The following is a 23,484-nucleotide window of genomic DNA, read 5'->3' as shown; positions in this document are numbered from 1 at the left end:
AACCGTTCGTTTGGGGATCGTCCGCGCCGCGATGGTGAAGGTGAACGCCGCGGTTTCAGTGGAGGAGAGAACCGCAAGCCGTTTGGCGACCGGAGTGACCGTCCCAACCGCGGTGACCGTCAGGAAGAACGCCGCGCACCGCGCAGCTTTGACCGTGGTCCCAGTCGCGGAGAGAGCCGCGACGCCGGCCCCCGCACTTTCGGCCGCGACCGGCAGGAAGAACGCCCCGCCCGCGTACCCAACGTGCGCGACCTCCGCAGCGCCAACCGCCCTGACCGGGAACGGTCCCCCCAGATCGACGACGATGTCACGGGCAAGGAACTTGACCGCGCCACCCAGCACCAGATCAAAACGCTTGAGGCCAACAGCGCCGAATGGGTCGCCCGCCACCTGGTGATGGCCGGCCGGCTGATCGACGACGAGCCGGAGCTGGCCTTCCAGCACGCCCTGGCCGCCAGCCGGCGCGGTGGCAGGCTGGCCGCTGTCCGCGAGGCAGTGGGCCTCACGGCCTACGCAGCGGGCCACTACGGCGAGGCACTTCGTGAATTCCGGACATACCGCCGGATCAGCGGCTCCAACGTGCACTTGCCCGTCATGGCCGACTGCGAACGTGGGCTTGGCCGCCCCGACCGTGCGCTCGATGTGGTCCGGTCCGAGGAAGCCCAGGACCTGGACGCTCCCGGCAAGGTTGAACTTGCCATCGTGGCTGCAGGCGCGCGAACGGACCTCGGCCAGCTGGACGCCGCAGTGGCCGAGCTGGAGATCCCGCAGCTGGACATCAACCGTGCCTTCTCCTACAGCCCCCGCCTCTTCCGCGCCTACGCCGATGCACTCGCTGCCGTGGGCCGGACCACCGAGGCCGAGAAGTGGCAGAAGCAGGCCGTAGTGGCTGAAAACGCGCTGGGCCTGGGCGTTGACGAGGAACCCGACATCATCGACCTTGGCTGGGACGAGGAAGAGGAAGCCCGCGAGGAAGCCGAGCGGCGACGCCTCCTGGACCGCGCCTCCAGCGCCGCTGGCGCTTCCGGTGCAGCCACAACGCCATCTACCGGCGCTGATGCCCCCGCCACCACCGGCGCAGCCATCACCTGGGAAGCAGAAACGCCTGCCGCTGAAGAAGCCGTGGATACCAGCATCGATGACCAGGAAGCGGATTTCTTCGTTTCAGACGACGCCGAATCAGACCAGGACTCGGTGGAACCCGACGAGCTGGGCCACGGGGAGCCGGTCCACGACGAGCTGGGCCACGGGGAGCCGGTCCACGACGAGCTGGGCCACGACGGAGAGGACCTGCCGGACGGCAACGCTCCGGAGGACCACCAGGATCGCCGGGAAGACTAAGACGGATGACTGAAGCAACCCTGATTTCCCGGTTCGATGCACTCCTGGCGGACCTGGACGGAGTGGTGTATGCGGGCGCGCACGCCATCCCCGGTGCGGTGGAATCACTCCTCCAGCTGGATGGCGTCGGCGTTGGCCTGGGATACGTAACCAACAACGCATCGCGCACCCCTGCGCAGGTGGCGGCCCACCTGCGTGAGCTCGGCGCACCGGCGGCCGATGACCAGGTGGTCAGCTCCTCACAGGCGGCCGCGGAGATGCTCGCCTCCGAGCTGCCCCCGGGTTCCCGGGTGCTTATCACCGGCAGCCCGGCACTGGCCCAGGAAATCGAACTCGTGGGCCTGGAGCCGGTGTACAGCCAGGACGAGAATCCAGTGGCGGTAGTCCAGGGCTTCAATCCGGCCATCGGCTGGAAGGAACTCGCTGAGGCCTCCTACGTCGTGGCGGCCGGAACGATGTGGGTTGCCACCAACACGGACATGTCCATCCCGCAGGCCCGCGGCATCGCGCCCGGCAACGGAACGCTGGTGGCCGCAGTCACGGCCGCCACGGGCCAGACGCCCCGCGTGGCCGGAAAACCCGAAGCCCCGCTGTTCCACTCCGCCGCCAAGCGGCTTGGAGCAGAGCGCCCGCTGGTGGTGGGGGACCGGCTGGACACGGACATCCTGGGCGGCAACAACGCCGGCTTCGCCACGGTGGCGGTCCTGACCGGCGTCGATACCCGGAAAACAATCCTTGCTGCCCGCGCTGCCGAACGGCCCAACTACATCATCAATGACCTGACGGAGCTCTACAGCCCCTACCCCGAGGTGACGCACGACGACGGCACTTACACGTGCGGTGAAGCCACCGCACGCGTGGCCAACGGAGCGGTGGGCATCATTGGCAGCCAGGACAGCCTGGATTCCTGGCGGGCGGCCTGCGCAGCCTGGTGGGCGGCCACTCCGGACGCCACCACCGCACAGGAACCGAAACTGGCCTGGCTGGATCACTAGACTGGTTGGATGACTGAGCTGAGCCCCACTGACGAATCCGCAGCAGCCCAGCCCTCCCCGGACTGGCCGCTGGGCAGCCAAGCCGACGTGACGGACCCGCTCGTCAAGCAGGCCCTGGCACCCCTGGACGGATTGCCCGGGACTCCTGTAGCGGGGCACGAAGCGGTCTACAACGATCTCCATGACCAGCTGCGGACCGCCCTGGATACGGAGCCCACAAGTACGGACCCCGCCAGCTTGAAGCCCACAAGCCCGGACCCGGCCAACAGCCACCCCTCGGACGGTGGCGCCTGATGCCGCTGCGGCTCGACCAGGCCCTGGTGGCCCGCGGCCTGGCCAGGTCCCGCACCCACGCGGCATCGCTGATCGCCGAAGGCAAAGTCAGCTCCGCCGGCCAGGTGCTGGGCAAGGCGTCACTCCAGGTCGCCGAGGACAAGGACCTGGTGGTCCAGCACGACGAGCAGGACACCTATGTGAGCCGGGCCGGGCACAAACTGGCCGGTGCCCTGGAAGCATTTCCCGAGGTGCAGGCCGCCGGGAAGAGGTGCCTTGACGCCGGAGCCTCCACCGGGGGCTTCACTGATGTCCTGCTGCGGCGAGGGGCCGCGCACGTGGTGGCGGTCGACGTCGGGCACGGCCAGCTGGTGCCCCAGCTGCGGGGCGATCCCCGCGTGGAAGTCCACGAGGGACTTAACGTGCGCTACATGTCTCCCGGGGATATCGGCGGCCCTGCGGCGCTCACAGTCGCTGACCTTTCCTTTATTTCACTGACCCTGGTAGTCCAGCCACTGGCGGGATGCACGGAACCCGGCGGTGACTTGGTGCTGATGGTGAAGCCCCAGTTCGAGATCGGCAAGGACCGGCTGGGACGTACCGGGGTGGTGACTTCCGAACGGGAGCGGCGGATGGCGGTGGAGAAAGTGGCCCGGGCAGCCCTCGACGCCGGACTCGACCTGCGCGGCCTCGCGCAGAGCCCGCTGCCCGGCCAGGACGGAAACGTCGAATACTTCCTGTGGATAAAGCGCAGGATGAGCCAAGAGTTGCCTAAGATCGAAGAGCGAGACGCAGCCACCGCTGCCTTGCTCGGAACTATCTGGCACAACCACTAGAGAGCGGAACCTGATGAGCAGGCGCGTATTGGTCCTCGCCCACACCGGCCGCGAGGAATCACTGAAGGCCGCCTGGGAAGCCTGCGCCTTGCTGCACGCCTCCGGCATTGTCCCGGTAATGCAGGACTCCGAACTGGCGGACATGGAACGCTTCTTTGGCCACCTGGCCCAGCCCGTGGAAGTGCTCCACGACCACGTCCAGCTGCCCGACGTCGAACTGGTGATGGTCCTGGGCGGTGACGGCACCATCCTCCGCGCGGCAGAGCTGGTCCGCGAAGTGGACGTGCCCCTGCTGGGCGTGAACCTGGGCCATGTGGGCTTCCTTGCCGAGAGCGAACGGGCAGACCTCGCCCAGACCGTTGAATGGATCGCCAGCCGCGAGTACACGGTGGAAGAGCGCATGACCATCGACGTCCAGGTCTGGGTCCGGGGACAGAAGATCTGGCACACCTGGGCGCTGAACGAGGCAGCGATCGAAAAGGCCAACCGGGAACGCATGCTCGAGGTGGTCACCGAGGTGGACCAGCGCCCGCTGACCACCTTCGGCTGCGACGGCATCGTGCTGGCCACGCCCACCGGCTCCACCGCCTACGCGTTTTCCGCCGGTGGACCGGTGGTCTGGCCGGAGGTGGAGGCCCTGGTCATCGTCCCCATCAGCGCCCATGCGCTCTTCGCCAAGCCGCTCGTGGTCTCCCCGCGCTCACGCCTTGCCGTGGAAGTCCTGGGCCGGACAGATGCCCAGGGAGTCCTCTGGTGTGACGGCCGGCGTTCCGTTGACCTGCCCCCAGGCGCCCGCGTGGAGGTTACCAAATCAGCCACCCCCGTCAGGTTGGCCCGTACCCATCAGACACCCTTCTCGGCCCGGCTGGTGCGCAAGTTCGAGCTGCCCATCCACGGCTGGCGCGGCCCTGTCCCCAAGGCTGACGCAATCCATACAGGCCCTATTCCCATCGTCCGGACGCCGCGTCCCATGCCGCCGCTGCAGGTGCCGGGCAGCGGGCAGCCGGACATCGATCCCGATCCCTCAACCGCAAAGTGAACCATGCTTGAAGAACTGAGAATCCGCGATCTGGGCGTCATCACCGACGCAACACTGCCGCTGGGCCCCGGGCTGAGCGTGGTGACCGGCGAGACCGGCGCCGGCAAAACCATGGTGGTCACCGCCGTCGGCCTCCTCCTGGGCGCCCGCTCTGATGCCGGTGCCGTCCGCAGCGGTGCCAAGAGTGCAACCGCCGAGGCAGTGCTGAAGCTCGACGCCGGCCATCCAGCCATTCAGCGCGCCCTGGAGGCGGGTGCGGATGCTGAAGAGTTCGACGGCGGCGCGGAGCTGATCCTTGCCCGCCGCCTGGGTGCGGACGGACGCAGCCGTGCGTTCCTGGGCGGCCGGGCCGCCCCTGTAGGTGTCCTCGCCGAGATCGGCGAAACCTTGGTGGTGGTGCACGGCCAGTCGGACCAGATCCGGCTCAAGGGTGCCGTGGCACAGCGGGGTGCGCTGGACAAGTTCGCAGGCGAGGCCCTGGCGGGTCCGCTATCCGCCTACCAGGAGCTGTACAACCACTGGAAGGCGAGCCAGGCCGAGCTGGACACCCTGCGCAGCGCTGCCCGGGACCGGCTGCGCGAGGCGGAATCCCTGGAGGCTGCCCTCGCCGAAATCGACGACGTGGATCCGCAGCCGGGGGAGGACGAGCTCCTGAAGGCTGAGGCCGTGAAACTGGCCAATGTGGAGGAGCTGCGGATCGCGGCGAGCACGGCCCACCAGGCGCTGATTGCGGAGGACTTCGGTGAAGCCGGCGACGCCACCACGCTGGTGGATGCAGCGAAGCGGACGCTGGAGCATGTGGCAGAGCATGACGCCGAACTCGGTTCCGCGGCAGCCCGGCTGGCCGAAGTGGGCTTCCTCCTGAACGATATCGCTACCGACCTCGCCAGCTACCAGGCCAGCCTGGACACGGAGGGGCCAGAGCGCCTCGCCGAAATCGAGGAGCGGCGGGCCGTCCTGGCCAAGCTGATCCGCAAGTACGCCCCGTCCATCGACGAAGTGCTTGAGTGGGCGGAAAATGCCCGTGTGCGCTTCGATGAACTGCAGGACGATTCCACCCGGATCGAAACCCTGGACGCTGAAGTGGTCCGGGCCGAGGCGGACCTGCAGAAGCAGGCGGCCGCCATCAGCAAGATCAGGGCCAAGGCCGCCAAGGAGCTGTCCACCCGGGTCAGCGCCGAGCTCAAGGCCCTGGCCATGGCCGACGCCACCCTGGTGATCAACCTCGAGCCCACCGGGCAGCTGGGACCGCATGGTGCGGATGAGATCAGCTTCCTGCTGCAGCCGCACTCCGGTGCCCCGGCCCGGCCGCTGGGCAAGGGCGCGTCCGGCGGTGAACTCTCGCGGGTCATGCTGGCCATCGAAGTGGTGCTGGCCGCCGTGGATCCCGTCCCCACCTTCGTCTTTGACGAGGTGGACGCGGGCGTGGGCGGACGTGCCGCCGTCGAAATCGGCCGCCGGCTGGCCATGCTGGCCCGGCACGTTCAGGTCCTGGTGGTCACGCACTTGCCGCAGGTGGCTGCCTTCGCTGACCAGCACATTACCGTCACCAAAACGTCAGTGAGGGGCGCCGACGGCAAAACAGCCACCGGGTTCACCTCGAGTGATGTCCGCCTCCTCGACGGCCCTGAGCGCGTCCGCGAACTGGCCCGCATGCTGGCCGGCCAGGAGGACTCCGAGTCCGCGCAGGCGCACGCGCAGGAGCTGCTGGACGACGCGAAACTGCTGCCACAGCGGGCCTGACACGGCCCGCTGAGGCATCCGGACAACGGGCTGCCCCTTGCCTCCCGGACGGCCGGACCAGCAGACTTGATCATTTGGGGAAACAGTTACCCGGACCCGTGGAAGGCTCATTTGATGATAGGCTCGAATTCCGTGGTGCAGCGATCAAATTCCCGTGTAAATTCCCGGTTCCCGGGCTCGTCCAAGACGACCAAACACATCTTCGTAACCGGTGGTGTGGCGTCCTCGCTCGGTAAGGGACTGACGGCATCGAGCCTCGGTCATCTGCTGCGGGCACGCGGCCTGTCTGTAACTATGCAGAAGCTCGATCCCTACCTCAATGTGGATCCGGGCACGATGAACCCCTTCCAGCACGGCGAAGTCTTCGTCACGGACGACGGCGCCGAGACGGACCTGGACATCGGACACTACGAGCGCTTCCTCGACGAAAACCTCGAAGGCTCGGCCAACGTGACCACCGGCCAGGTGTACTCCACGGTTATCGCGAAGGAACGCCGCGGCGAATACCTCGGCGACACCGTGCAGGTCATCCCGCACATCACCGATGAGATCAAGCGCCGCATGCGCCTGCCCGCCGAAGGCAAGAACGCCCCGGACGTCATCATCACCGAAATCGGCGGCACTGTTGGCGACATCGAATCCCAGCCGTTCCTCGAATCGGCCCGCCAGGTCCGCCAGGACATCGGCCGGACCAACGTCTTCTTCCTGCACGTCTCGCTGGTTCCGTACATCGGGCCGTCCCAGGAGCTGAAGACCAAGCCCACGCAGCACTCGGTCGCCGCGCTGCGCTCCATCGGCATCCAGCCCGAAGCGATCGTCATCCGCTCGGACCGCGAAGTGCCCGAGGCGATGCGCGAAAAGATCGGCCGGATGTGCGACGTCGACATCGACGCCGTGGTCAATGCCGCCGATGCTCCCAGCATCTACGACATCCCCAAGACCCTGCACACCCAGGGCCTGGACTCCTACATCGTGCGCGCCCTGGACCTCCCCTTCAAGGATGTGGACTGGACCAGCTGGGACAAGCTCCTCGAAGCCGTCCACAACCCCAAGCACCACGTGGAAATAGCGCTCGTTGGCAAGTACATCGACCTGCCGGACGCCTACCTCTCGGTCACTGAGGCACTGCGCGCCGGCGGGTTCGCCAATGACACCAAGGTCAAGATCCGCTGGGTCCCCTCGGACGAATGCGAAACCCTCGAGGGCGCGATTAAGGCACTCGACGGCGTCAACGCCATCTGCGTCCCGGGCGGCTTCGGCATCCGCGGGCTCGAGGGCAAGCTGGGCGCGCTGAAGTTCGCCCGCGAAACCAAGCTGCCGGTCCTGGGCCTCTGCCTGGGGCTGCAGTGCATGGTCATCGAGTACGCCCGCAACGTGGTGGGGATGGAAGGCGCGTCCTCCAGCGAATTCGAGCCGGATTCCAAGTACCCCGTCATTGCCACGATGGAAGAGCAGCTGGAGTTTGTTGAGGGCCGCGGCGACCTGGGCGGCACCATGCGCCTGGGCCTGTACGAAGCCAAGCTCGACGCCGGTTCGGTCATCGCCGAAACCTACGGCAAGACCACCGTCAGCGAACGCCACCGCCACCGCTATGAAGTGAACAACAAGTACCGCGACCAGATCGCGGCCGAAGGGCTCGTCTTCTCCGGCACGTCTCCGGACGGCAAGCTTGTGGAGTTCGTTGAGCTGCCCGCCGATGTCCACCCGTACTACGTGGCCACCCAGGCGCACCCCGAACTGAGCTCCCGCCCCACCCGGCCGCACCCGCTGTTTGCCGGCCTGGTGAAGGCAGCACTGGACCACCAGGAGGGCGCCGACACGGCCGCCGCCCCGGGTGCCGGCGCTGCCGAGGCCGCACCGTCCGGTACGGTAGCCGCTAAGTAGTTCAGCACGACGTAAAGGACGGCGCGATGCCCGGTACACACGAAGCCACCCACGTAGTAAAGGTTTCGGATGCACCGAGCCCGCGCCGTCTTTTGTCTACCGAGAAGGTGTACGAAGGCAGGATCTGGGATGTAGTCAGCGATACGTTCCAGCTGCAGGACAGCGGCGAGGCACTCACCAGGGACTACATCGACCACCCCGGCGCCGTTGCCATCCTGCCCATGAACAGCGACGGCGAGATCCTCCTCCTCAAGCAGTACCGGCACCCCGTGGGCATGGATCTGTGGGAGATCCCGGCCGGGCTGCTGGACGTTGAGGGCGAGGAGTTCCAGGTGGGCGCGGCCCGCGAACTCGCCGAAGAGGCGGACCTCGCCGCCGGCACCTGGAACGTCCTGGCCGACGTCTTCAATTCACCCGGTTCCTCCAGCGAGGCCATTCGAATCTACCTGGCCCGTGACCTCACCGAGGTTCCGCACCACGAGCGCCACGAGCGGACGGACGAGGAAGCCGAGATCGAGTTCCACTGGATCAACCTGGACGACGCCGTGGAGTCCGTGCTGGCCGGCCGCCTGCACAACCCGTCCGCCGTCGTCGGAATACTTGCCGCCGCGGCTGCCCGCGCTGACGGATTTTCCGGACTCCGGCGGGCGGACGCGCCCTGGCCCGAGCACCCCAGCCAGCGCTGATGGCCCCTGGTCCTTCGGCTGAAACAGCCCTCCCGGCTGGGGAGGCGGAGACCCGGCCGGCAACGGCCCCCACCGCCATTGACCGCGCCATCACCGACTTCCTCCAGCACATGGGCGTGGAGCGGGGCTTGGCCGCCAACACCCTCGCGGCGTACCGCAGGGACCTGGCCCGCTATTCCCGGTACCTTGCCGCCGCGGGCTGCGGCCGGCCGGAGGACATTACGCGCCATCACGTCACCGGATATGTGCGTGCTTTATCGGACGGGTCCGACGGCGGTACCGCCCTGGGCGTGCGGTCCGCGGCCAGGACCGTGGTGGCCGTGCGGGGCCTGCACAAGTTCTGGGCCCTGGAAGGATTCACCCCCACCGACCCCGCCAGCGACGTCCACCCGCCGATGCCCGGGAAGCGGCTCCCGAAGGCCATCAGCGTGGACGAAGTCACCCGGATCCTGGAAGCGGCCGGCACCGATACCGCCACAGGCCTGCGGGACCGCGCCCTGCTGGAGTTCCTCTACTCCACCGGTGCCCGGATCAGCGAAGCCGTTGGCCTGGACGTGGATGACATCTCCCTCCAAGAGGCGGAAAGCGGACCGGCCATCGTGCGGCTCTTCGGCAAGGGCTCCAAGGAGCGGCTGGTGCCGCTGGGGTCCTACGGAGCCAGGGCCCTGGACGCCTACCTCGTCCGCGGCCGCCCCCTGCTGGCGGCCAAAGGCAAGGGCACACCGGCGTTGTTCCTGAATGCCCGCGGCGGCCGGATCAGCAGGCAGAGTGCGTGGACCATCCTGAAGGCCGCCGCCGAGAAGGCCAACATCACCAAGGATGTTTCACCGCATACCCTCCGGCACTCCTTCGCCACCCACCTGCTCGAAGGCGGCGCGGACGTCCGGGTGGTCCAGGAACTGCTGGGCCACGCCTCAGTAACCACCACCCAGGTGTACACACTGGTCACCGCGGACACGCTTCGGGAAATCTACGCGGCGGCACACCCCCGGGCGCTAGGCTGACGCAGCTCAGGGACAGCGATGTCCTTGTTGTACAGCGCTTCAAGCACCTAGAGCAGCGCTTCGATGGTCAGTTCCACCGGGCCCAGCAGGAAAGCCAACACGGACGTGCCCATGCCTGCCAGCAACATCAGACCCGGATGCGCCAAACCAATCACAACCCGGCGCAGGCGCGGGCGGCCACGGAGGAACGATTTCGGCACCCGCGAGAACGTGGGGACCTGCCGCCAGCCGCGCAGCCGCCGCAGGAACCAGACGCAGCGGGCAACAAACGCCAGCCATAGAACGGCCACTACCAGCGGGACCAGGGCTGCCATCAGGTTGAAACCCAGGGCGGTCACTTCGCGCTCTGAATCACCCGCCAGGGCCTGGATGGTGGTGGAGATGGACGCACTGAGCACTACCGAGATGGCCCACACCATAAATGCGGCAACCAGCGCCAGGAAACGCACGAAGAACAGGCCCAGCACCGATTCCCGGGCGGGTTTCACCTGCTGCCGGGGAGTCACGTGGAGCACGGCAAGAGTGCTGAGCAGCGTGGGCAGGGCAGCCGCGGCCACCAGCAGATACCAAGTCCAGCCGGCCAGGTCCACGAATTCGTCCACCACGATCAGCAGTGTCCAGAAACAGGCCCACGCCCAGCCCCAGTACAAGGGATTGCGCACCAGCCACTCGGGCAGGCGGGCGTCGACGGCCGAGATGCGGGCCGGCCGTATCCCGTGGGCAGTTTCGGGAGTCACAGGTAGAGCTTGGCATATTCGGACGCCCCCTGGCGCTTCCTCGCGGACAACTCCGGCACCCCATAGGCTTGAGGGCATGACTGCAGCACGGGTTACTCTCTGTTTCCTGCTCCGTGACGGGGATTCGGGCCCGGAGGTGCTGCTGGGCCTCAAACGGACCGGGTTTGGCCTTGGCAAGGTGGTGGGCATCGGAGGGCATGTGGAACCCGGCGAGACTGACGCCGAAGCCGTGGTCCGTGAGGTCCTGGAGGAAACCGGCGTGGTGGTCCGGCAGGAAGACCTCGCAGAAGCGGGCGTGGTGCAGTTCGTCTTCCCGGCCCGTCCGGCGTGGGACATGCACACGCGCCTTTTCACTGCCCGGACCTGGCAGGGTGAACCGGCGGAAAGCGACGAGATCCTCCCCGGGTGGTTCCCCGTGGATACCCTCCCTGTGGACCGGATGTGGCAGGACGCCGATCACTGGCTGCCCGTGGTCCTGGAAGGCGGCAGGGTCAACATCGTGGTCACCATGGACAGCGACAACGAAGGTGTTGCGTCCTCGGAAAGCCTCCTGCCCTAACCCTTCTGCCCCAAGCCGCCGACTTCCGACCGTTAAGTGCCGACGGCGGCGCGGGTCACCTCAAGGTGACCCTGCCGCCGTCGTACTTTCGGTGAAAGCCCGCCCTACGGAAGGTGCCGCTCCTCCGGGCCGACGTACTCGCTCAGCGGGCGGATCAGGGAGTTGGCGTCCAACTGCTCCATGATGTGTGCTGTCCACCCGGTAATGCGGCTGGCCACAAACAGGGGAGTAAACGTTGCTGTGTCGAATCCCATGAGGTGGTATGTGGGGCCGGCGGGGTAGTCGAGGTTGGGCTTGATGGCTTTGGCCTCTTCCATGGCCTGCTCCAGGCCGTTGTAGAGGCCCAGGAGTTCGGGGCGGCCGTAGTGGGCGATCATCTTGTCCAGGGCGGCCTTCATGGTGGGCACCCGCGAGTCGCCGTGCTTGTAGACCCGGTGGCCGAACCCCATCACTTTCTTCTTCTGCGCCAGCGCGTTTTCCATCCAGGCCTTGGCCCGCGCCGCCGCTTCCTCGAGGGACTCCTGCGGGCGGATGCCGATTTCGTCGAACGTGTGCATCACGGCTTCGTTGGCACCACCATGCAGAGGCCCTTTCAAGGCGCCAATGGCACCGGTGACCGCCGAATGGAGATCCGAGAGGGTGGAGGTGATCACGCGCGCGGTGAACGTGGAGGCGTTAAAGGAGTGCTCGGCATAGAGGATCATTGACACGTTGAACGCCTCCACCACCTCCGGCACCTGCTCCTCGCCGAACGTCATCCACAGGAAGTTCGCCGAATAGCCAAGGTCCTCACGCGGCTCGACGACGCCCTGCCCGTGCCGGCGCCGCTGGTCGTACGCCACTACGGCCGGCATGGCAGCAAACAGGTCGATGGCTTTGGCCATGTTGGCTTCGCGGGACGCATCCTCGGCCAGGGGGTGCCGCGCGCCCATCACCGACGCGGCCGTCCGGCACACATCCATGGGGTGGGACGTCTCCGGCAGCGCATCGATCACCTGCTTGACCACCGGATCCAGGGCCCGGCCGGCCCGCTCGCGTGCAGTAAACTCCGTCAGTTGCTCCTGGCTGGGCAGCTCGCCGTTCCAGAGCAGGTAGGCCACCTCCTCGAAGCTGCATCTGGCCGCGAGCTCCTGGACTGGATAGCCCCTGTACAGCAGGGAGTTGGTGTCCGGGTTGACCTTCGAGACGGACGTGTAATCCACCACGACGCCGTCCAGGCCCTTTTTGATGTCCACTTCAGCCATGCTGAAACTCCTTCGTTCCTGTCGCCTGTTGCACCGGTGGTACCCGGTGCAGCTTTCCTACTCCCCGGGGACCCGGAAATTGAACACTCCGCTGTCGAAGCGGTTGTAGCCTTCGTAGTCAACGAGATCGTAGAGGCGTGCGCGGGTCAGCATGCTGCCGACCTGCGCCTCCTGCGTGCCCTCAGCCCTAATCGATTCCAGCGTACGCTCGGCAGCGCCCATGGCACTACGGAGGAGGGTCACCGGATATATCACCATGTTCACTCCGACGCCCTGGAGCTGTTCGGTGGTGAAGAGGTCGCTTTTGCCGAATTCGGTCATGTTGGCCAGGATGGGCACGTTGACGGCGTCGCGGATGGCCTGGAATTCTGCCAGTGTGGCCATGGCTTCGGGGAAGATGGCGTCTGCGCCGGCGTCCACGAGGGCTTTGGCGCGGTCCTTCGCGGCTTGCAATCCATCTGTGGCGCGGATGTCGGTGCGGGCCATGATGAGGAAGTTGGGGTCGCGGCGGGCGTCGGCGGCGGCGCGGATGCGTTTCGTAGCGGTGTCCAGGTCCACGACGTTTTTGCCGTCGAGGTGGCCGCAGCGTTTGGGGTTGAACTGGTCCTCGATGTGCAGCCCGGCCAGGCCGGCGTTTTCGATTTCCTGGACGGTGCGGGCCACGTTCATGGGTTCACCGAAGCCGGTGTCCGCATCGACGATGGCGGGCAGGTCGGTCATGCGTGCGATCTGCCCGGCCCGGGTGGCGACCTCGGTGAGGGTGGTCAGGCCGATGTCGGGCAGGCCGAGGTCGTTGGCCAGGACCGCCCCGGAGATGTAGACCCCGGCGAAGCCCTTCTCCTCGATCAGCCGGGCCGAGAGCGGGTTGAACGCCCCGGGGAACTGCGCGATATCGCCGGCGGCCAGGAGCTCGCGGAACCGGATGCGCTTCTGCTCCGGCGTGACTTTCGAATACAGCATCAGAAGAGTCCCTTGGGTGCGGCGCCGAGGTCGATGACGCCGGGGGCGGCGGTGATGTTCAGCTGGTCCAGTTCGCCGGGTCCGAGTTCGGGGAGGCGTTCGACGGCAATGAGGAACCTCTCGATTTCGGCTTCCTCCACGAGGCCGGCGGCGAGCGTGCGGAACTTGTGAATGTACTGCTCGCGGCCGAACGGACGGGCACCGAGCGGGTGCGCGTCTGCGACAGCGATCTCATCGGTGATGACGGTGCCGTCGGTAAGGGTGATTTCCACTGACCCGCCGAAGGCCTTCTCTGAAATGTCCAGGGAGTGGTAGCGGCGGGTCCATTCCGGATCCTCCTCCGTGGAGACCTTCTGCCAGAGGTCCACAGTGTCCGGGCGGGCGGCGCGTTCGGGGGAGTAGGAGTCAACGTGGTGCCAGGCCCCGTCCTGCAGGGCGACGGTGAAGATGTAGGGGATGGAGTGGTCCAGCGTTTCCCGGGATGCGGTGGGGGAGTACTTCTGGGGGTCGTTGGCCCCGGAGCCGATGACGTAGTGGGTGTGGTGGCTCGTCTTGATCAGCACGGACTTCACGTTGCCCGGGTCGGTGGCCTCGGGGTGCTCGCGGTGCAGCTTGCGTGCGAGGTCGATCCAGGCCTGGGCCTGGTACTCGGCCGAGTGTTCCTTCGTGTAGGTGTCCAAAATGGCGCGCTTGGCCTCGCCCGCTTCCGGAAGCGGGACCTGGTAGGACGCCTCCGGGCCGTCCAGCATCCAGGCGATTACCCCGTCTTCGCCTTCGTAAATGGGCACGGGCGAGGTCTGGCCACGCATCGCCCGGTCCGCGGCCTCAACCGCCATCTTCCCTGCGAACGCGGGGGCGTGGGCCTTCCAGGTAGAGATCTCACCCTTGCGCGACTGCCGGGTGGCGGTGGTGGTGTGCAGCGCCTGTCCCACGGACTGGAAGATCGTCTCGACGTCGAGCCCCAGCAGGGTGCCGATCCCGGCCGCGGCGGAGGGGCCAAGGTGGGCAACATGGTCGATCTTGTGCTTGTGCAGGCAGATGGCCTTGACCAGGTTCACCTGAATCTCATACCCGGTGGCGATGCCCCGGATGAGGTCCCGGCCGCTGGAACCCACGTGCTGACCCACTGCGAGGATCGGCGGAATGTTGTCGCCCGGGTGGGAGTAGTCCGCAGCAAGGAAGGTGTCGTGGTAGTCCAGTTCCCGCACTGCCACCCCGTTGGCCCACGCCGCCCATTCGGGGGAGACCCGTTCGCCGATGCCGAAGACCTTCGCGCCCTTTCCGCCGGTGCTCGGACCATGGGCGAGTGCCTGCGCGCGGGCCGCCACGATCGGGGCGCGGTTCAGCGAAGCGATGGCCACCGAGGCGTTATCGATGATCCGGTTGATCACCATCTCCGTGACGTCGCCGGTGACCTCCACCGGGTCCGCGGCAACCCTGGCAATTTTGTGGGCCAGCTGGTCCTCGCGGGAGAGGTTCGCTTCGCTCTTGTAGACGCGGACGTGGTGTTCCTTGACCATGGGGCTCCTTCTAGCGGGGTGTGTGGGTTGCTTTGATGTGGGACAGGCTGCGGTGCAGATGCAGGGTGGTGGCCGCCTGCGCCAGTCCCGGGTTGCCGATGGCGATGGCCTCGGCGATGGCGGCATGTTCGGCTGCCGCAGCGGTCAGCCGGGCGGCATCGTCGGCAGCCATGCGGCGGATGCGGACCAGGTGGACCCGGAGGCTCCGCATCGCCTGGGCCAGGTAGGAATTGGAGATGGCGGTGTCAATGGCCGAGTCCAGCCGTTCCACGAGCAGGTAGTAGTCCTCCAAAGCGGGTGCGCTGTTGCTGATCAGCGAAGGCGCCGCCCGGAAATCCGCCTCAAGTGTCCGGAAGGTACCGGCATCGCCCCGTTGCGCCGCCAGCGCCGCAGCCTTGCCTTCGAGCGTCTCGCGCAGTTCGAACAGTTCGTCGATATCCTCCAGCGAGATGTCGGTGACGACGACGCCGCGGCCGCCTGCCGCCGTCGTCAGCCCTTCTGCAGCCAGGCGGCCCAGCGCCTCCCGGAGTGGAGTGCGTGAGACGCCGAGCCGCTCCGCCTGTTCCACCTCGGCCAGCAAAGTGCCCGGCTGGAGCCGCCACTGGACGATGTCATCGCGGAGTGCGGTGTAGGCGCGGTCGCTGGCTCGCACTGGTTGTCCCTTCGTTGATACCGTCAGTGTATACAAGGAAAGCTAAAAAAGCAGCGCAGGACGAGCATTTAGATGAAAAAAGCCCTGGCTGTATACATGCTCCGAAAGTGGGATTTCGACAGGCTCAATCACCGGTCGCGGACAGGCTCAATCAGCGGGCGCTGACAGGCTCAATCACCGGGCGCTGCCAGACCCAATCACCGCGCTGTTACAGGAGCAATCATCGTGCTGCCCACCGGTATTCGTTTTCCGGCCGGCCCGGAGTGCCGTAACGGGCAGTCCTGGACACCGTTCCGGCGTCGGCAAGGTATTCCAGGTAGCGGCGGGCGGTGACGCGGGACATGCCCAGGGCGTCCATGACTTCCGTGGCGGATACGGCACCCTGCTGCTCCTTCATAAACTCCTGGACGGACGCCAGGGTTGACACCGAAAGCCCCTTCGGCAAAGGCAGTTCGGAGGGCGCCCGCAGGCTGGCGAACGCCTGGTCCACGTCCGTCTGGGATGCTCCTGCCTTTCCGGAACCCCCAGGCGGGCCTGCCAGCTGCTGCCGGAACTGGCGGTAACTCTCCAGTTTGTCCGCGAAGGTGGCGTAGGTGAACGGCTTAATCAAATACTGGACAACGCCAATGGCCACGGCGCTTCGCACGATGGCCAGTTCGCGGACGGCAGTGATGGCGATGATGTCGGCGAGGATCCCGGACGCCCGCATGCGGCGGGCGATATCCAGGCCGTGGAGGTCGGGAAGGTTCATGTCCAGCAGGACAAGCTCCACCGGGTTGCCGGCCGCGACGAACTCGTTGAGCAGCCGCAGGGCGGACTGTCCGTCCGGGGCAGTCCCGGCCAGCTCGAAGCCCGCCAGCCGCCCCACGTAGGCCGCGTGTGCGGCAGCGGCGATAGCCTCATCCTCCACCACGAGGACCCGGATGTTGCTCACGCTTTGTGCTCCTTCTTTGCCGGCGTCGCGGCGGGGAGGAAAACTTCGAACTTGGCACCACGCCGGCCATTGATTGTCAGGGTACCCCCCAGGCGGTGCACAGCCTGGCGGACCAGCGCCAGGCCGATGCCCCGTCCGCCCTGGCCGGCGGGCTTGGTGCTGAAGCCATGCCGAAGCAGATTGTCTGCGGCAGCGGGCTCGATGGCGGGGCCTGAATCGTGCACGGTGATGTCCAGGCCTTCCTCATCGGCCTCCACCGTCAGTTCCACCTGCCGGGGGGCCGGTCCGTCGGCCGCTGCATCCATGGCATTGTCCAGCAGGTTGCCAAGAATGGTTACCAGGTCCTGCACGGCAATCCCCGCCACGCTCGCCGAGCCAAGCGCGGACACGTCCAGCTGTACGCCCCGTTCGTGCGCCTCGGCCACTTTGCCCATCACCAGGGCACCAAGCACCGGCTCGTCCACCGAACTGACCATGTCATCTGTGAGCTGCTGGCTGAGTTCGAGGTCCTTCGTTGCGAAGGACAGGGCCTCCTGGGTGCGCCCCAGCTCCAGCAGCGAAACCATGGTGTGCAGCCGGTTTGCGTGTTCGTGGGTCTGCGCGCGGAGTGCGTCAGAGAGCGTGCGCATGGTTTCCAGCTCGCTGCCGAGGGCTTCAATTTCCGTCCTGTCCCGCAGGGTGGCCACAGTGCCGTAGACAGGGGTCTTGCCGCGGCTGGCGGACACCTCGGGCCCCTTTGCCGGTCCCTGGTTCACCACCAGGATGCGTGAGCCGGTCAGGACAGTCTCGTCCTTGGCGCTGCGCCCCGACGCGAAGAGTGTCCGAAGCCCTTCATCAAGGGGCAACTCGGACAGTGACGGCGGCCGGGTGGGGTCCTTGCTGCCGGGACTGTCCAGGCCCAGCAGTTCGGCCGCCTGGTCGTTATACATCACCACGTGGCCCTTGGTGTCGATCAGGATCAGTCCCTCCCGCACCGAATGCAGCACAGACTCGTAATAAGCGAACAGCTGGGCCAACTGTTCAGGTCCCCAGCCCCGCGTGACCCGGCGGAGGTACCGGCCCAGCAGCCACGAGGCCAGCGAGCCGCCCACCAGCAGGGCCAGCCCGATGGCCACGAGGGCGGGCAGCCGTCCGGACAGGGCAACATCCACGCTCCGGACCGTGACGCCGGCGGCCACCAGTGCTTTGACGTTCCCGGCGGCATCCTTCACCGGCGCTATGGTGCGCACCGAGGGCCCCAGCGTTCCGGCGGTAACTTCGGTGAACGTCTCGCCACGCAGTGCGGCGTCGATGGACCCGATGTAGGGCCGGCCGAGTTCCTCGTTCCGGGGATGTGTCCACCGCGTCCGGTCCGGCGCCATGATCGTCACGAAGTCGGCACCCGACCCGGCCATCACATTGAGGGCGTAGGGCTGCAGCAAGGCCGAAGGGTTGGCGGTGTCCGCGGCCTGGAGGACCAGCGGGTTGGCGGCGACCGCCGCAGCAACGCCCGTCATCCGGCGCCCGGCTTCCTCATAGGTGCGGTCCCGGGCATCGATAAACGTGGCGGTGCCAACGATCGCGATGAACGACACCACAATCAGCAGGTTCGCCACGAAAAGCCGGCGGGCGATACTCCAGCGGTGGATCATCTGTACCTTTCCCCAACCGATTAACTTCGCCCCGGCCGAACTGCGTCACGACCAATATGAACGCAACGGTGAGCTGGGTCACCACCTGCCCAATGATGGATATCACACCGGAGGACGTGGGCCCAGAGACTGTGCCGCAGCGTCTACCAGATTATCCAAAGGAGACACATCATGGCTTCTCAACGAGGAGAGTCGCTTGACAGCGTGAAGACGCCGCGCAAGGGCCTGGACAAATCGCATTACCTCTATATCGCCGTCATCGTCGCCGTCATCCTGGGCGCCGTCGTCGGCCTGCTGTTCCCCGAGGTGGGCAAATCCCTCAAGCCGCTCGGCGACGGATTCATCAAGCTCATCAAGATGATGATCGCCCCCATCATCTTCTGCACCATCGTCCTGGGCATCGGTTCCATCGCAAAAGCCGCCACGGTGGGCAAGGTAGGCGGCCTGGCCCTGCTCTACTTCGTCATCATGTCCACCTTCGCCCTGGCCATCGGCCTGGTGGTGGGCAACATCATCCACCCCGGTGAGGGCCTCAAGCTGACCCCCTACGATCCCAACAAGAAGGCCGCCACGGACAGCACCGTGGACTTCCTGCTCGGCATCATCCCCAGTGACATACCCGTCCTGCCCACCCTCCTTGCTGCCATCCTCGTTGGTTTTGCACTGCAGAAGATGGGACCGCAGGGCGCGCCGATCCTGAAGGCCATCGGCCACGGCCAGGCCCTCGTGTTCCGCATCCTCATCATGATCATGTGGCTCGCCCCGGTAGGTGCCTTCGGTGCCATCGCCGCGGTGGTCGGCGCCACCGGATTCCAGGCCATCATCAGCATGTTCACCCTGATGCTTGCCTTCTACATCACCTGCGCCCTGTTCATCGTCGTCATCCTCGGCGGCCTGCTCCAGGTGGTGTCCGGCGTCAACATCTTCAAGCTCATGAAGTACCTGGCCCGCGAATACCTGCTCATCTTCTCCACGTCCTCCTCCGAGGCGGCACTGCCCCGCCTGATCGCGAAGATGGAGCACCTCGGCGTCTCCAAGCCCGTCGTCGGCGTGACGGTCCCCACCGGCTACTCCTTCAACCTTGACGGCACGGCCATCTACCTGACCATGGCATCCCTCTTCGTCGCCAATGCCATGGGCACCCCGCTGGACCTGGGCGCCCAGATCTCCCTCCTGATCTTTATGATCATCGCCTCCAAGGGTGCTGCCGGCGTCACCGGCGCCGGCCTGGCAACACTCGCTGCCGGCCTGCAGGCACACAAGCCCGAACTGCTCGGCGGCGTGGGCATGATTGTGGGCATCGACCGGTTCATGTCCGAGGCCCGCGCGCTGACCAACTTCACCGGCAACGCCGTGGCAACCATCCTGATCGGCACCTGGGTCAAGGAGATCGACGGCGGCCAGGTCGGCCGGGTCCTTTCGGGCGAGGAGCCGTTTGACGAGGCAACCATGATGGCCCACCATCATGGCGAGATGGCGCCGAAGGAAGAAGGCGCACGGGAGGCCGCAAAGGCCTAGCCCTCCGCAGCGCCGCAATACCGCCCCCGCAGCACTCCTGCGGGGGCGGTTTTCTGCGTGCCCGGGCAGCAACCTTCTACCTCAGCTAGAGGGTAAAGGCTCAACATCCGCGGAAAGTCAAGTTGCCTCGAATACCGTGTCGGGCGCTGTAACCTTGGGAAGAAGCAGGAGCGTTGCTGGCCATCCAGCGGCAGGAAATCACCGTCATCGAAAGTGTGGATAGATACGTGAGCAGCGAACAGGGTTCAGCAACTCTGGAGGGCACGGAATTCGACCTGGAAGACGCGGTGATGGGGCCCACCGGGCGCCCATACCGCGAGTTCCCGGAACCCGCGCCGCTGTCCTCCCACGGTCCGGCCCGCGTCATCGCCATGGTCAACCAAAAAGGCGGCGTCGGCAAGACCACCTCCACCATCAACCTCGCGGCAGCGCTGGCTGAATACGGCCGTCGTGTGCTCCTGGTGGACTTCGATCCCCAGGGCGCCCTGTCCGCCGGCCTTGGCGTGAACCCGCACGAACTGGACCTCACGGTCTACAACGTCCTGATGGACCGCAAAGTAAACATCCGGGACGCCATCCACCGGACCGGCGTGGAGAACGTCGACCTGCTGCCGGCAAACATCGACCTCTCGGCAGCCGAAGTGCAGCTGGTCAACGAGGTGGCACGCGAGCAGGTGCTGGACCGTGCGCTCAAAAAAGTCGAGGACGACTACGACGTCGTCCTCATCGACTGCCAGCCGTCCCTGGGCCTCCTGACCGTTAACGCCTTGACCGCCGCGCACGGCGTGATCATCCCGCTGATCTGCGAGTTCTTTGCCCTCCGTGCCGTGGCGCTGCTGGTGGAAACCATCGACAAGGTCCAGGACCGGCTCAACCCCCGCCTGCAGGTGGACGGCGTGCTGGCCACGATGTACGACGCCCGCACGCTGCACAGCCGCGAAGTGATCGCCCGCCTGGTGGAGGCCTTCGGGGACAAGGTCTTCGAAACCGTCATCAAACGCTCCATCAAGTTCGCCGATGCCACCGTGGCCGCCGAACCCATCACCAGCTACGCCGCCACCCATGTGGGGGCCGACGCCTACCGCAGGCTGGCCAAGGAACTGATTTCGCGCGGCGGCGCACCCTAGCCACGCCGTGGCCGAAACCAAGCCCGGCTTCGAGGTGCGGCTGGCCAACTTTACGGGTCCGTTCGATCTCCTCCTGGGCCTGATCGCCAAGCACCAGCTGGACATCACCGAGGTGGCCATCGCCACTGTGACCGACGAGTTCATCAAGTACATCCGGAACCTGCAGAAGCTGGGCGAAGAGTGGGCCTTGGATGAGGCCAGCGAATTCCTGGTGATCGCCGCGACGCTCCTGGACCTCAAAGCTGCCCGCCTCCTGCCTGCCGGCGAGGTGGACGACGACGAAGACATCGCGCTGCTGGAAGCCAGGGACCTGCTCTTCGCCCGCCTGCTGCAGTACAAAGCCTTCAAGCAGGTGGCCGGCATCCTTGGTGAAACCCTCCACCAGGAGGCAATGCGCTTTCCCCGGCAGGTGGCGCTGGAGGAACACTTCGCGGCTATGCTCCCGGAACTTGTCTGGAAACACACTCCGCAGCAGTTCGCGCGGTTGGCGGAAGCGGCCATGCGGCCGAAGGCTCCACCGCCCACGGAAGTGGGACTGGCCCACCTCCACGGCGGCACCGTCAGCGTCAAGGAGCAGGCTGAAATCGTGGGGCTGCGGCTGCAGCTCGAGTCGCCACTGACGTTCCGGACCCTGATCGCCGACGCCGACTCCACCCTGGTGGTGGTGGCCAGGTTCCTCGCCCTCCTGGAACTGTTCAGGGACAAGGCGGTGTCCTTCGACCAGCTCTCGCCCTTGGGAGACCTGGCCGTGCACTGGACGGCCGGCAGCGGGGACTGGTCCGCGAAGAACCTGAGCGAGGAATTTGAGGAGCAGTTGTGACCCAACAACCAACCAATGGCGCAGGCCCGGGGGAGCCGGCCGTCAACAGCCTTCCCGGCGGCGCCAAAGCGGCCCTCGAGGCCGTGCTGATGGTCATCGATGAGCCCGCCACGGAAGAGGAGCTGGCCGCGGGCCTGGAGCTGACCGTTGACGCGGTGGGCGCCCTGCTGGCAGAACTCCAGCGGGAGTATAGCGGCTATACTGTTAAAGCCCCGGATATGGATTCAGCCAGCCCAGCTGGTTTCGGCTCCAGCCCCCGGGGTTTTGAATTGCGGAAAGTCGCCGGTGGCTGGCGGATTTACTCCCGCGCAGAATTTGCCCACATCGTGGGCAAATATGTGCTGGAGGGGCAGACGGCCAGGCTCACCCAAGCCGCCCTGGAAACGCTCGCGGTGATCGCTTACCGCCAGCCGGTCTCCAGGGCCAGGGTGTCCGCAATCAGGGGAGTTAATGTCGACTCCGTCGTACGGACACTCGCCCAGCGCGGGCTGATCGAGGACTCGGGAACGGATCCCGAGTCCGGCGCCATCCTCTACCGGACCACGTCGTACTTCCTGGAACGGATGGGAATCAGTTCAGTGGCCGAGCTGCCGCAGCTGTCCCCGCACCTTCCAGGCCTGGACGGCATCGCGGAGTTTTACGACGACGAAACAACGTAGGCAGGGACCATCCCTGGCTGCAGCACGAGTATTTACAAGGGCAGATTATTTCTGCACGGCTGGCTAGGGTTGTCTTTGGACCCCTTGCCGGTCAACATATCGAAGGACGGGTCATGACACAGGCGGGACGCCAGGGTTCACCACGTAACAGTTCGGGGCGCAACAGCTCCGGGCACAACAACGCGCCGGGACGCAACAGCTCCCAGGGCGGCACCTCCGCCGGCGGCTTCCGCGGCGGTTCAGCCAAGCGCGGCGCCGGATTCGGCAGCGACCGCCCGCACCGCGCGCCCAAGCCGCGCGAGGAGCGCTTCATCGATCCGGACCAGGTGCCCGAAGCCGGGACCGGCCGGGGAGCCACGGAACCGAAGGCCGCCAAGCCCTCTTCCCGGAAGCCTGCGGCGCGGAAGCCGGGAGCCAAGAAGGCGCCCGGAACGCCCGGTGCCCCCAAGCAGAAGCCACGTACCGGCGCGCCGGGAGCAGCCGCATCCCGTGCGTTTGGCAGCGAACGCTTCGGCCAGAACCTGGGCCCGATCCGCAGGCCGTCACGGAAAAAGGGTCCGCGTGGCGAGGTTCCCCAGTCCGAACTCCACGATGCCGACGGCGTGCGCCTGCAAAAAGTGATGGCGTCCGCCGGTGTGGCTTCGCGGCGCGTCTGCGAAGAGATGATTGCAGAAGGCCGGGTGGAAGTGGACGGCCAGGTGGTCACCGAACTCGGTGTCCGCGTCGATCCGAAAACCGCGGTCATCCACGTGGACGGCATCCGGATCCAGCTGGACGAAAACATGGTCTACATGGTGTTCAACAAGCCCAAGGGCGTCGTCTCCACCATGGAGGACCCCGAGGGCCGGCCCTGCATCAGTGACTTCCTCCGGAACCAGCACGGCGAGCGGCTCTTCCACGTGGGCCGGCTGGACGTCGCCACCGAGGGGCTGCTCCTGCTGACGAACGACGGCGAGCTGGCCAACCGCCTGACCCACCCGTCCTACGAGGTTCCCAAGACGTACCTGGTCCAGGTCCGCGGCCCGTTCCCGCAGGGGATCGGTAGCCAGCTTAAGCAGGGTGTGGAACTGGAGGACGGTTTTGCCAACGTCGACTCCTTCAAGCTCGTGGACTCCACCCCCGGGCACGTGCTGATCGAGGTAGTGCTGCACTCCGGCAAGAACCGGATCGTCCGCCGCCTGTTCGACGCCGTCGGATTCCCGGTCCTGCGGCTGGTGCGCGTCAAGGTGGGGCCCATCGGCCTGGGCGACCAGCGCCAGGGCAGCATCCGCAACCTTGGCAAGCAGGAAGTCGGCCACCTGCTGGCATCCGTAGGACTCTGA

General features: G+C 66.4%; 22 protein-coding genes. 15 read left to right on the top strand and 7 right to left on the bottom strand.

Annotated elements, in window-relative coordinates:
- From FNL14_RS20255 to xerD, 9 genes are all read left to right on the top strand, one after another.
- The coding region (locus FNL14_RS20255; RefSeq protein WP_255470939.1) for a M48 family metallopeptidase at positions 1-1,341 on the top strand (1,341 nt) is incomplete at its 5' end.
- 5 nt (positions 1,342-1,346) lie between these two features.
- Positions 1,347-2,336, top strand: a complete 990-nt coding sequence (locus FNL14_RS20250; protein WP_142063853.1) for an HAD-IIA family hydrolase — start codon at positions 1,347-1,349, stop codon at positions 2,334-2,336.
- Positions 2,337-2,345: 9 nt separating this feature from the next.
- Entirely contained in the window at positions 2,346-2,630 is a 285-nt protein-coding gene (locus FNL14_RS20245; protein WP_181762722.1) for a hypothetical protein, read from the top strand.
- The gene (locus FNL14_RS20240) at positions 2,630-3,445 is read left to right on the top strand and encodes a TlyA family RNA methyltransferase (protein ID WP_142063850.1); all 816 of its coding nucleotides are present in this window, start codon (positions 2,630-2,632) and stop codon (positions 3,443-3,445) included. Before FNL14_RS20245 ends, FNL14_RS20240 begins: the two co-directional genes overlap by 1 nt.
- Positions 3,446-3,458: 13 nt before the next feature.
- Complete coding sequence (locus FNL14_RS20235) at positions 3,459-4,484, top strand: NAD kinase (protein WP_091422076.1); 1,026 nt, start codon at positions 3,459-3,461, stop codon at positions 4,482-4,484.
- Between the two features lie 3 nt (positions 4,485-4,487).
- Positions 4,488-6,227 carry a DNA repair protein RecN gene (recN, locus tag FNL14_RS20230; RefSeq protein WP_142063847.1) on the top strand — a complete coding sequence of 580 codons (1,740 nt, stop codon included), beginning with the start codon at positions 4,488-4,490 and terminating at the stop codon, positions 6,225-6,227.
- 114 nt (positions 6,228-6,341) lie between these two features.
- Entirely contained in the window at positions 6,342-8,111 is a 1,770-nt protein-coding gene (locus FNL14_RS20225; protein WP_142063843.1) for a CTP synthase, read from the top strand.
- A 26-nt stretch (positions 8,112-8,137) separates the two neighbouring features.
- Positions 8,138-8,797 carry an NUDIX hydrolase gene (locus FNL14_RS20220; RefSeq protein WP_142063840.1) on the top strand — a complete coding sequence of 220 codons (660 nt, stop codon included), beginning with the start codon at positions 8,138-8,140 and terminating at the stop codon, positions 8,795-8,797.
- On the top strand, positions 8,797-9,801 hold the full coding sequence (gene xerD, locus FNL14_RS20215) for a site-specific tyrosine recombinase XerD (protein WP_181762721.1): 1,005 nt from the start codon (positions 8,797-8,799) through the stop codon (positions 9,799-9,801). Before FNL14_RS20220 ends, xerD begins: the two co-directional genes overlap by 1 nt.
- A gap of 47 nt (positions 9,802-9,848) precedes the next feature.
- On the opposite strand, the gene FNL14_RS20210 is transcribed toward xerD, so the two are convergent.
- Positions 9,849-10,538, bottom strand: coding sequence for a hypothetical protein (locus FNL14_RS20210; protein WP_255470938.1), 690 nt, complete (start codon positions 10,536-10,538; stop codon positions 9,849-9,851).
- 76 nt (positions 10,539-10,614) lie between these two features.
- Between FNL14_RS20210 and FNL14_RS20205 the strand changes: the two genes are divergently transcribed.
- The gene (locus FNL14_RS20205) at positions 10,615-11,097 is read left to right on the top strand and encodes an 8-oxo-dGTP diphosphatase (RefSeq protein WP_142063837.1); all 483 of its coding nucleotides are present in this window, start codon (positions 10,615-10,617) and stop codon (positions 11,095-11,097) included.
- A 104-nt stretch (positions 11,098-11,201) separates the two neighbouring features.
- On the opposite strand, the gene FNL14_RS20200 is transcribed toward FNL14_RS20205, so the two are convergent.
- The 6 genes from FNL14_RS20200 to FNL14_RS20175 all read right to left on the bottom strand — a co-directional run bounded on the left by FNL14_RS20200 (position 11,202) and on the right by FNL14_RS20175 (position 18,038).
- The gene (locus FNL14_RS20200) at positions 11,202-12,341 is read right to left on the bottom strand and encodes a bifunctional 2-methylcitrate synthase/citrate synthase (protein ID WP_142063834.1); all 1,140 of its coding nucleotides are present in this window, start codon (positions 12,339-12,341) and stop codon (positions 11,202-11,204) included.
- A 57-nt stretch (positions 12,342-12,398) separates the two neighbouring features.
- Complete coding sequence (gene prpB, locus FNL14_RS20195; RefSeq protein WP_142063831.1) at positions 12,399-13,301, bottom strand: methylisocitrate lyase; 903 nt, start codon at positions 13,299-13,301, stop codon at positions 12,399-12,401.
- Complete coding sequence (locus FNL14_RS20190) at positions 13,301-14,821, bottom strand: MmgE/PrpD family protein (RefSeq protein ID WP_142063828.1); 1,521 nt, start codon at positions 14,819-14,821, stop codon at positions 13,301-13,303. The genes prpB and FNL14_RS20190 overlap by 1 nt, the downstream gene beginning before the upstream one ends.
- Positions 14,822-14,831: 10 nt before the next feature.
- On the bottom strand, positions 14,832-15,473 hold the full coding sequence (locus FNL14_RS20185) for a GntR family transcriptional regulator (protein WP_142063825.1): 642 nt from the start codon (positions 15,471-15,473) through the stop codon (positions 14,832-14,834).
- 220 nt (positions 15,474-15,693) lie between these two features.
- A complete protein-coding gene (locus tag FNL14_RS20180) occupies positions 15,694-16,407 on the bottom strand; it encodes a response regulator (RefSeq protein WP_142063822.1) in 714 nt (237 codons plus the stop codon).
- Entirely contained in the window at positions 16,404-18,038 is a 1,635-nt protein-coding gene (locus tag FNL14_RS20175; RefSeq protein WP_142063819.1) for a sensor histidine kinase, read from the bottom strand. Before FNL14_RS20175 ends, FNL14_RS20180 begins: the two co-directional genes overlap by 4 nt.
- Positions 18,039-18,209: 171 nt before the next feature.
- Between FNL14_RS20175 and FNL14_RS20170 the strand changes: the two genes are divergently transcribed.
- From FNL14_RS20170 to FNL14_RS20150, 5 genes are all read left to right on the top strand, one after another.
- The gene (locus tag FNL14_RS20170) at positions 18,210-19,556 is read left to right on the top strand and encodes a cation:dicarboxylate symporter family transporter (RefSeq protein WP_142063816.1); all 1,347 of its coding nucleotides are present in this window, start codon (positions 18,210-18,212) and stop codon (positions 19,554-19,556) included.
- Between the two features lie 227 nt (positions 19,557-19,783).
- Positions 19,784-20,683 (top strand): ParA family protein, encoded by a 900-nt coding sequence (locus tag FNL14_RS20165; RefSeq protein ID WP_142063813.1) that lies wholly within the window; start codon positions 19,784-19,786, stop codon positions 20,681-20,683.
- A gap of 7 nt (positions 20,684-20,690) precedes the next feature.
- Entirely contained in the window at positions 20,691-21,503 is an 813-nt protein-coding gene (locus tag FNL14_RS20160; RefSeq protein WP_142063810.1) for a ScpA family protein, read from the top strand.
- Positions 21,500-22,162: an SMC-Scp complex subunit ScpB gene (locus tag FNL14_RS20155; protein WP_142063807.1), complete on the top strand. Its 663-nt coding sequence runs from the start codon at positions 21,500-21,502 to the stop codon at positions 22,160-22,162. Before FNL14_RS20160 ends, FNL14_RS20155 begins: the two co-directional genes overlap by 4 nt.
- A gap of 113 nt (positions 22,163-22,275) precedes the next feature.
- On the top strand, positions 22,276-23,484 hold the full coding sequence (locus FNL14_RS20150) for a pseudouridine synthase (RefSeq protein WP_142063804.1): 1,209 nt from the start codon (positions 22,276-22,278) through the stop codon (positions 23,482-23,484).

Origin of the sequence: Pseudarthrobacter sp. B4EP4b (genome assembly GCF_006680095.1) — a bacterium.
Classification (GTDB): Bacteria; Actinomycetota; Actinomycetes; order Actinomycetales; family Micrococcaceae; genus Arthrobacter.
The sequence above is the reverse complement of the archived record's forward strand: the minus strand, read 5'-3'. Positions and strand labels throughout refer to the sequence as shown.

What these genes read in the sequence shown, in the direction of transcription:
- FNL14_RS20250 (WP_142063853.1), top strand. Translation starts at nt 1,347, where the DNA reads ATGACTGAAGCAACCCTGATTTCCCGGTTCGATGCACTCCTGGCGGAC.
- FNL14_RS20245 (WP_181762722.1), top strand. Translation starts at nt 2,346, where the DNA reads ATGACTGAGCTGAGCCCCACTGACGAATCCGCAGCAGCCCAGCCCTCC.
- FNL14_RS20240 (WP_142063850.1), top strand. Translation starts at nt 2,630, where the DNA reads ATGCCGCTGCGGCTCGACCAGGCCCTGGTGGCCCGCGGCCTGGCCAGG.
- FNL14_RS20235 (WP_091422076.1), top strand. Translation starts at nt 3,459, where the DNA reads ATGAGCAGGCGCGTATTGGTCCTCGCCCACACCGGCCGCGAGGAATCA.
- recN (WP_142063847.1), top strand. Translation starts at nt 4,488, where the DNA reads ATGCTTGAAGAACTGAGAATCCGCGATCTGGGCGTCATCACCGACGCA.
- FNL14_RS20225 (WP_142063843.1), top strand. Translation starts at nt 6,342, where the DNA reads ATGATAGGCTCGAATTCCGTGGTGCAGCGATCAAATTCCCGTGTAAAT.
- FNL14_RS20220 (WP_142063840.1), top strand. Translation starts at nt 8,138, where the DNA reads ATGCCCGGTACACACGAAGCCACCCACGTAGTAAAGGTTTCGGATGCA.
- xerD (WP_181762721.1), top strand. Translation starts at nt 8,797, where the DNA reads ATGGCCCCTGGTCCTTCGGCTGAAACAGCCCTCCCGGCTGGGGAGGCG.
- FNL14_RS20205 (WP_142063837.1), top strand. Translation starts at nt 10,615, where the DNA reads ATGACTGCAGCACGGGTTACTCTCTGTTTCCTGCTCCGTGACGGGGAT.
- FNL14_RS20200 (WP_142063834.1), bottom strand. Translation starts at nt 12,341, where the DNA reads ATGGCTGAAGTGGACATCAAAAAGGGCCTGGACGGCGTCGTGGTGGAT.
- prpB (WP_142063831.1), bottom strand. Translation starts at nt 13,301, where the DNA reads ATGCTGTATTCGAAAGTCACGCCGGAGCAGAAGCGCATCCGGTTCCGC.
- FNL14_RS20190 (WP_142063828.1), bottom strand. Translation starts at nt 14,821, where the DNA reads ATGGTCAAGGAACACCACGTCCGCGTCTACAAGAGCGAAGCGAACCTC.
- FNL14_RS20175 (WP_142063819.1), bottom strand. Translation starts at nt 18,038, where the DNA reads ATGATCCACCGCTGGAGTATCGCCCGCCGGCTTTTCGTGGCGAACCTG.
- FNL14_RS20170 (WP_142063816.1), top strand. Translation starts at nt 18,210, where the DNA reads ATGGCTTCTCAACGAGGAGAGTCGCTTGACAGCGTGAAGACGCCGCGC.
- FNL14_RS20150 (WP_142063804.1), top strand. Translation starts at nt 22,276, where the DNA reads ATGACACAGGCGGGACGCCAGGGTTCACCACGTAACAGTTCGGGGCGC.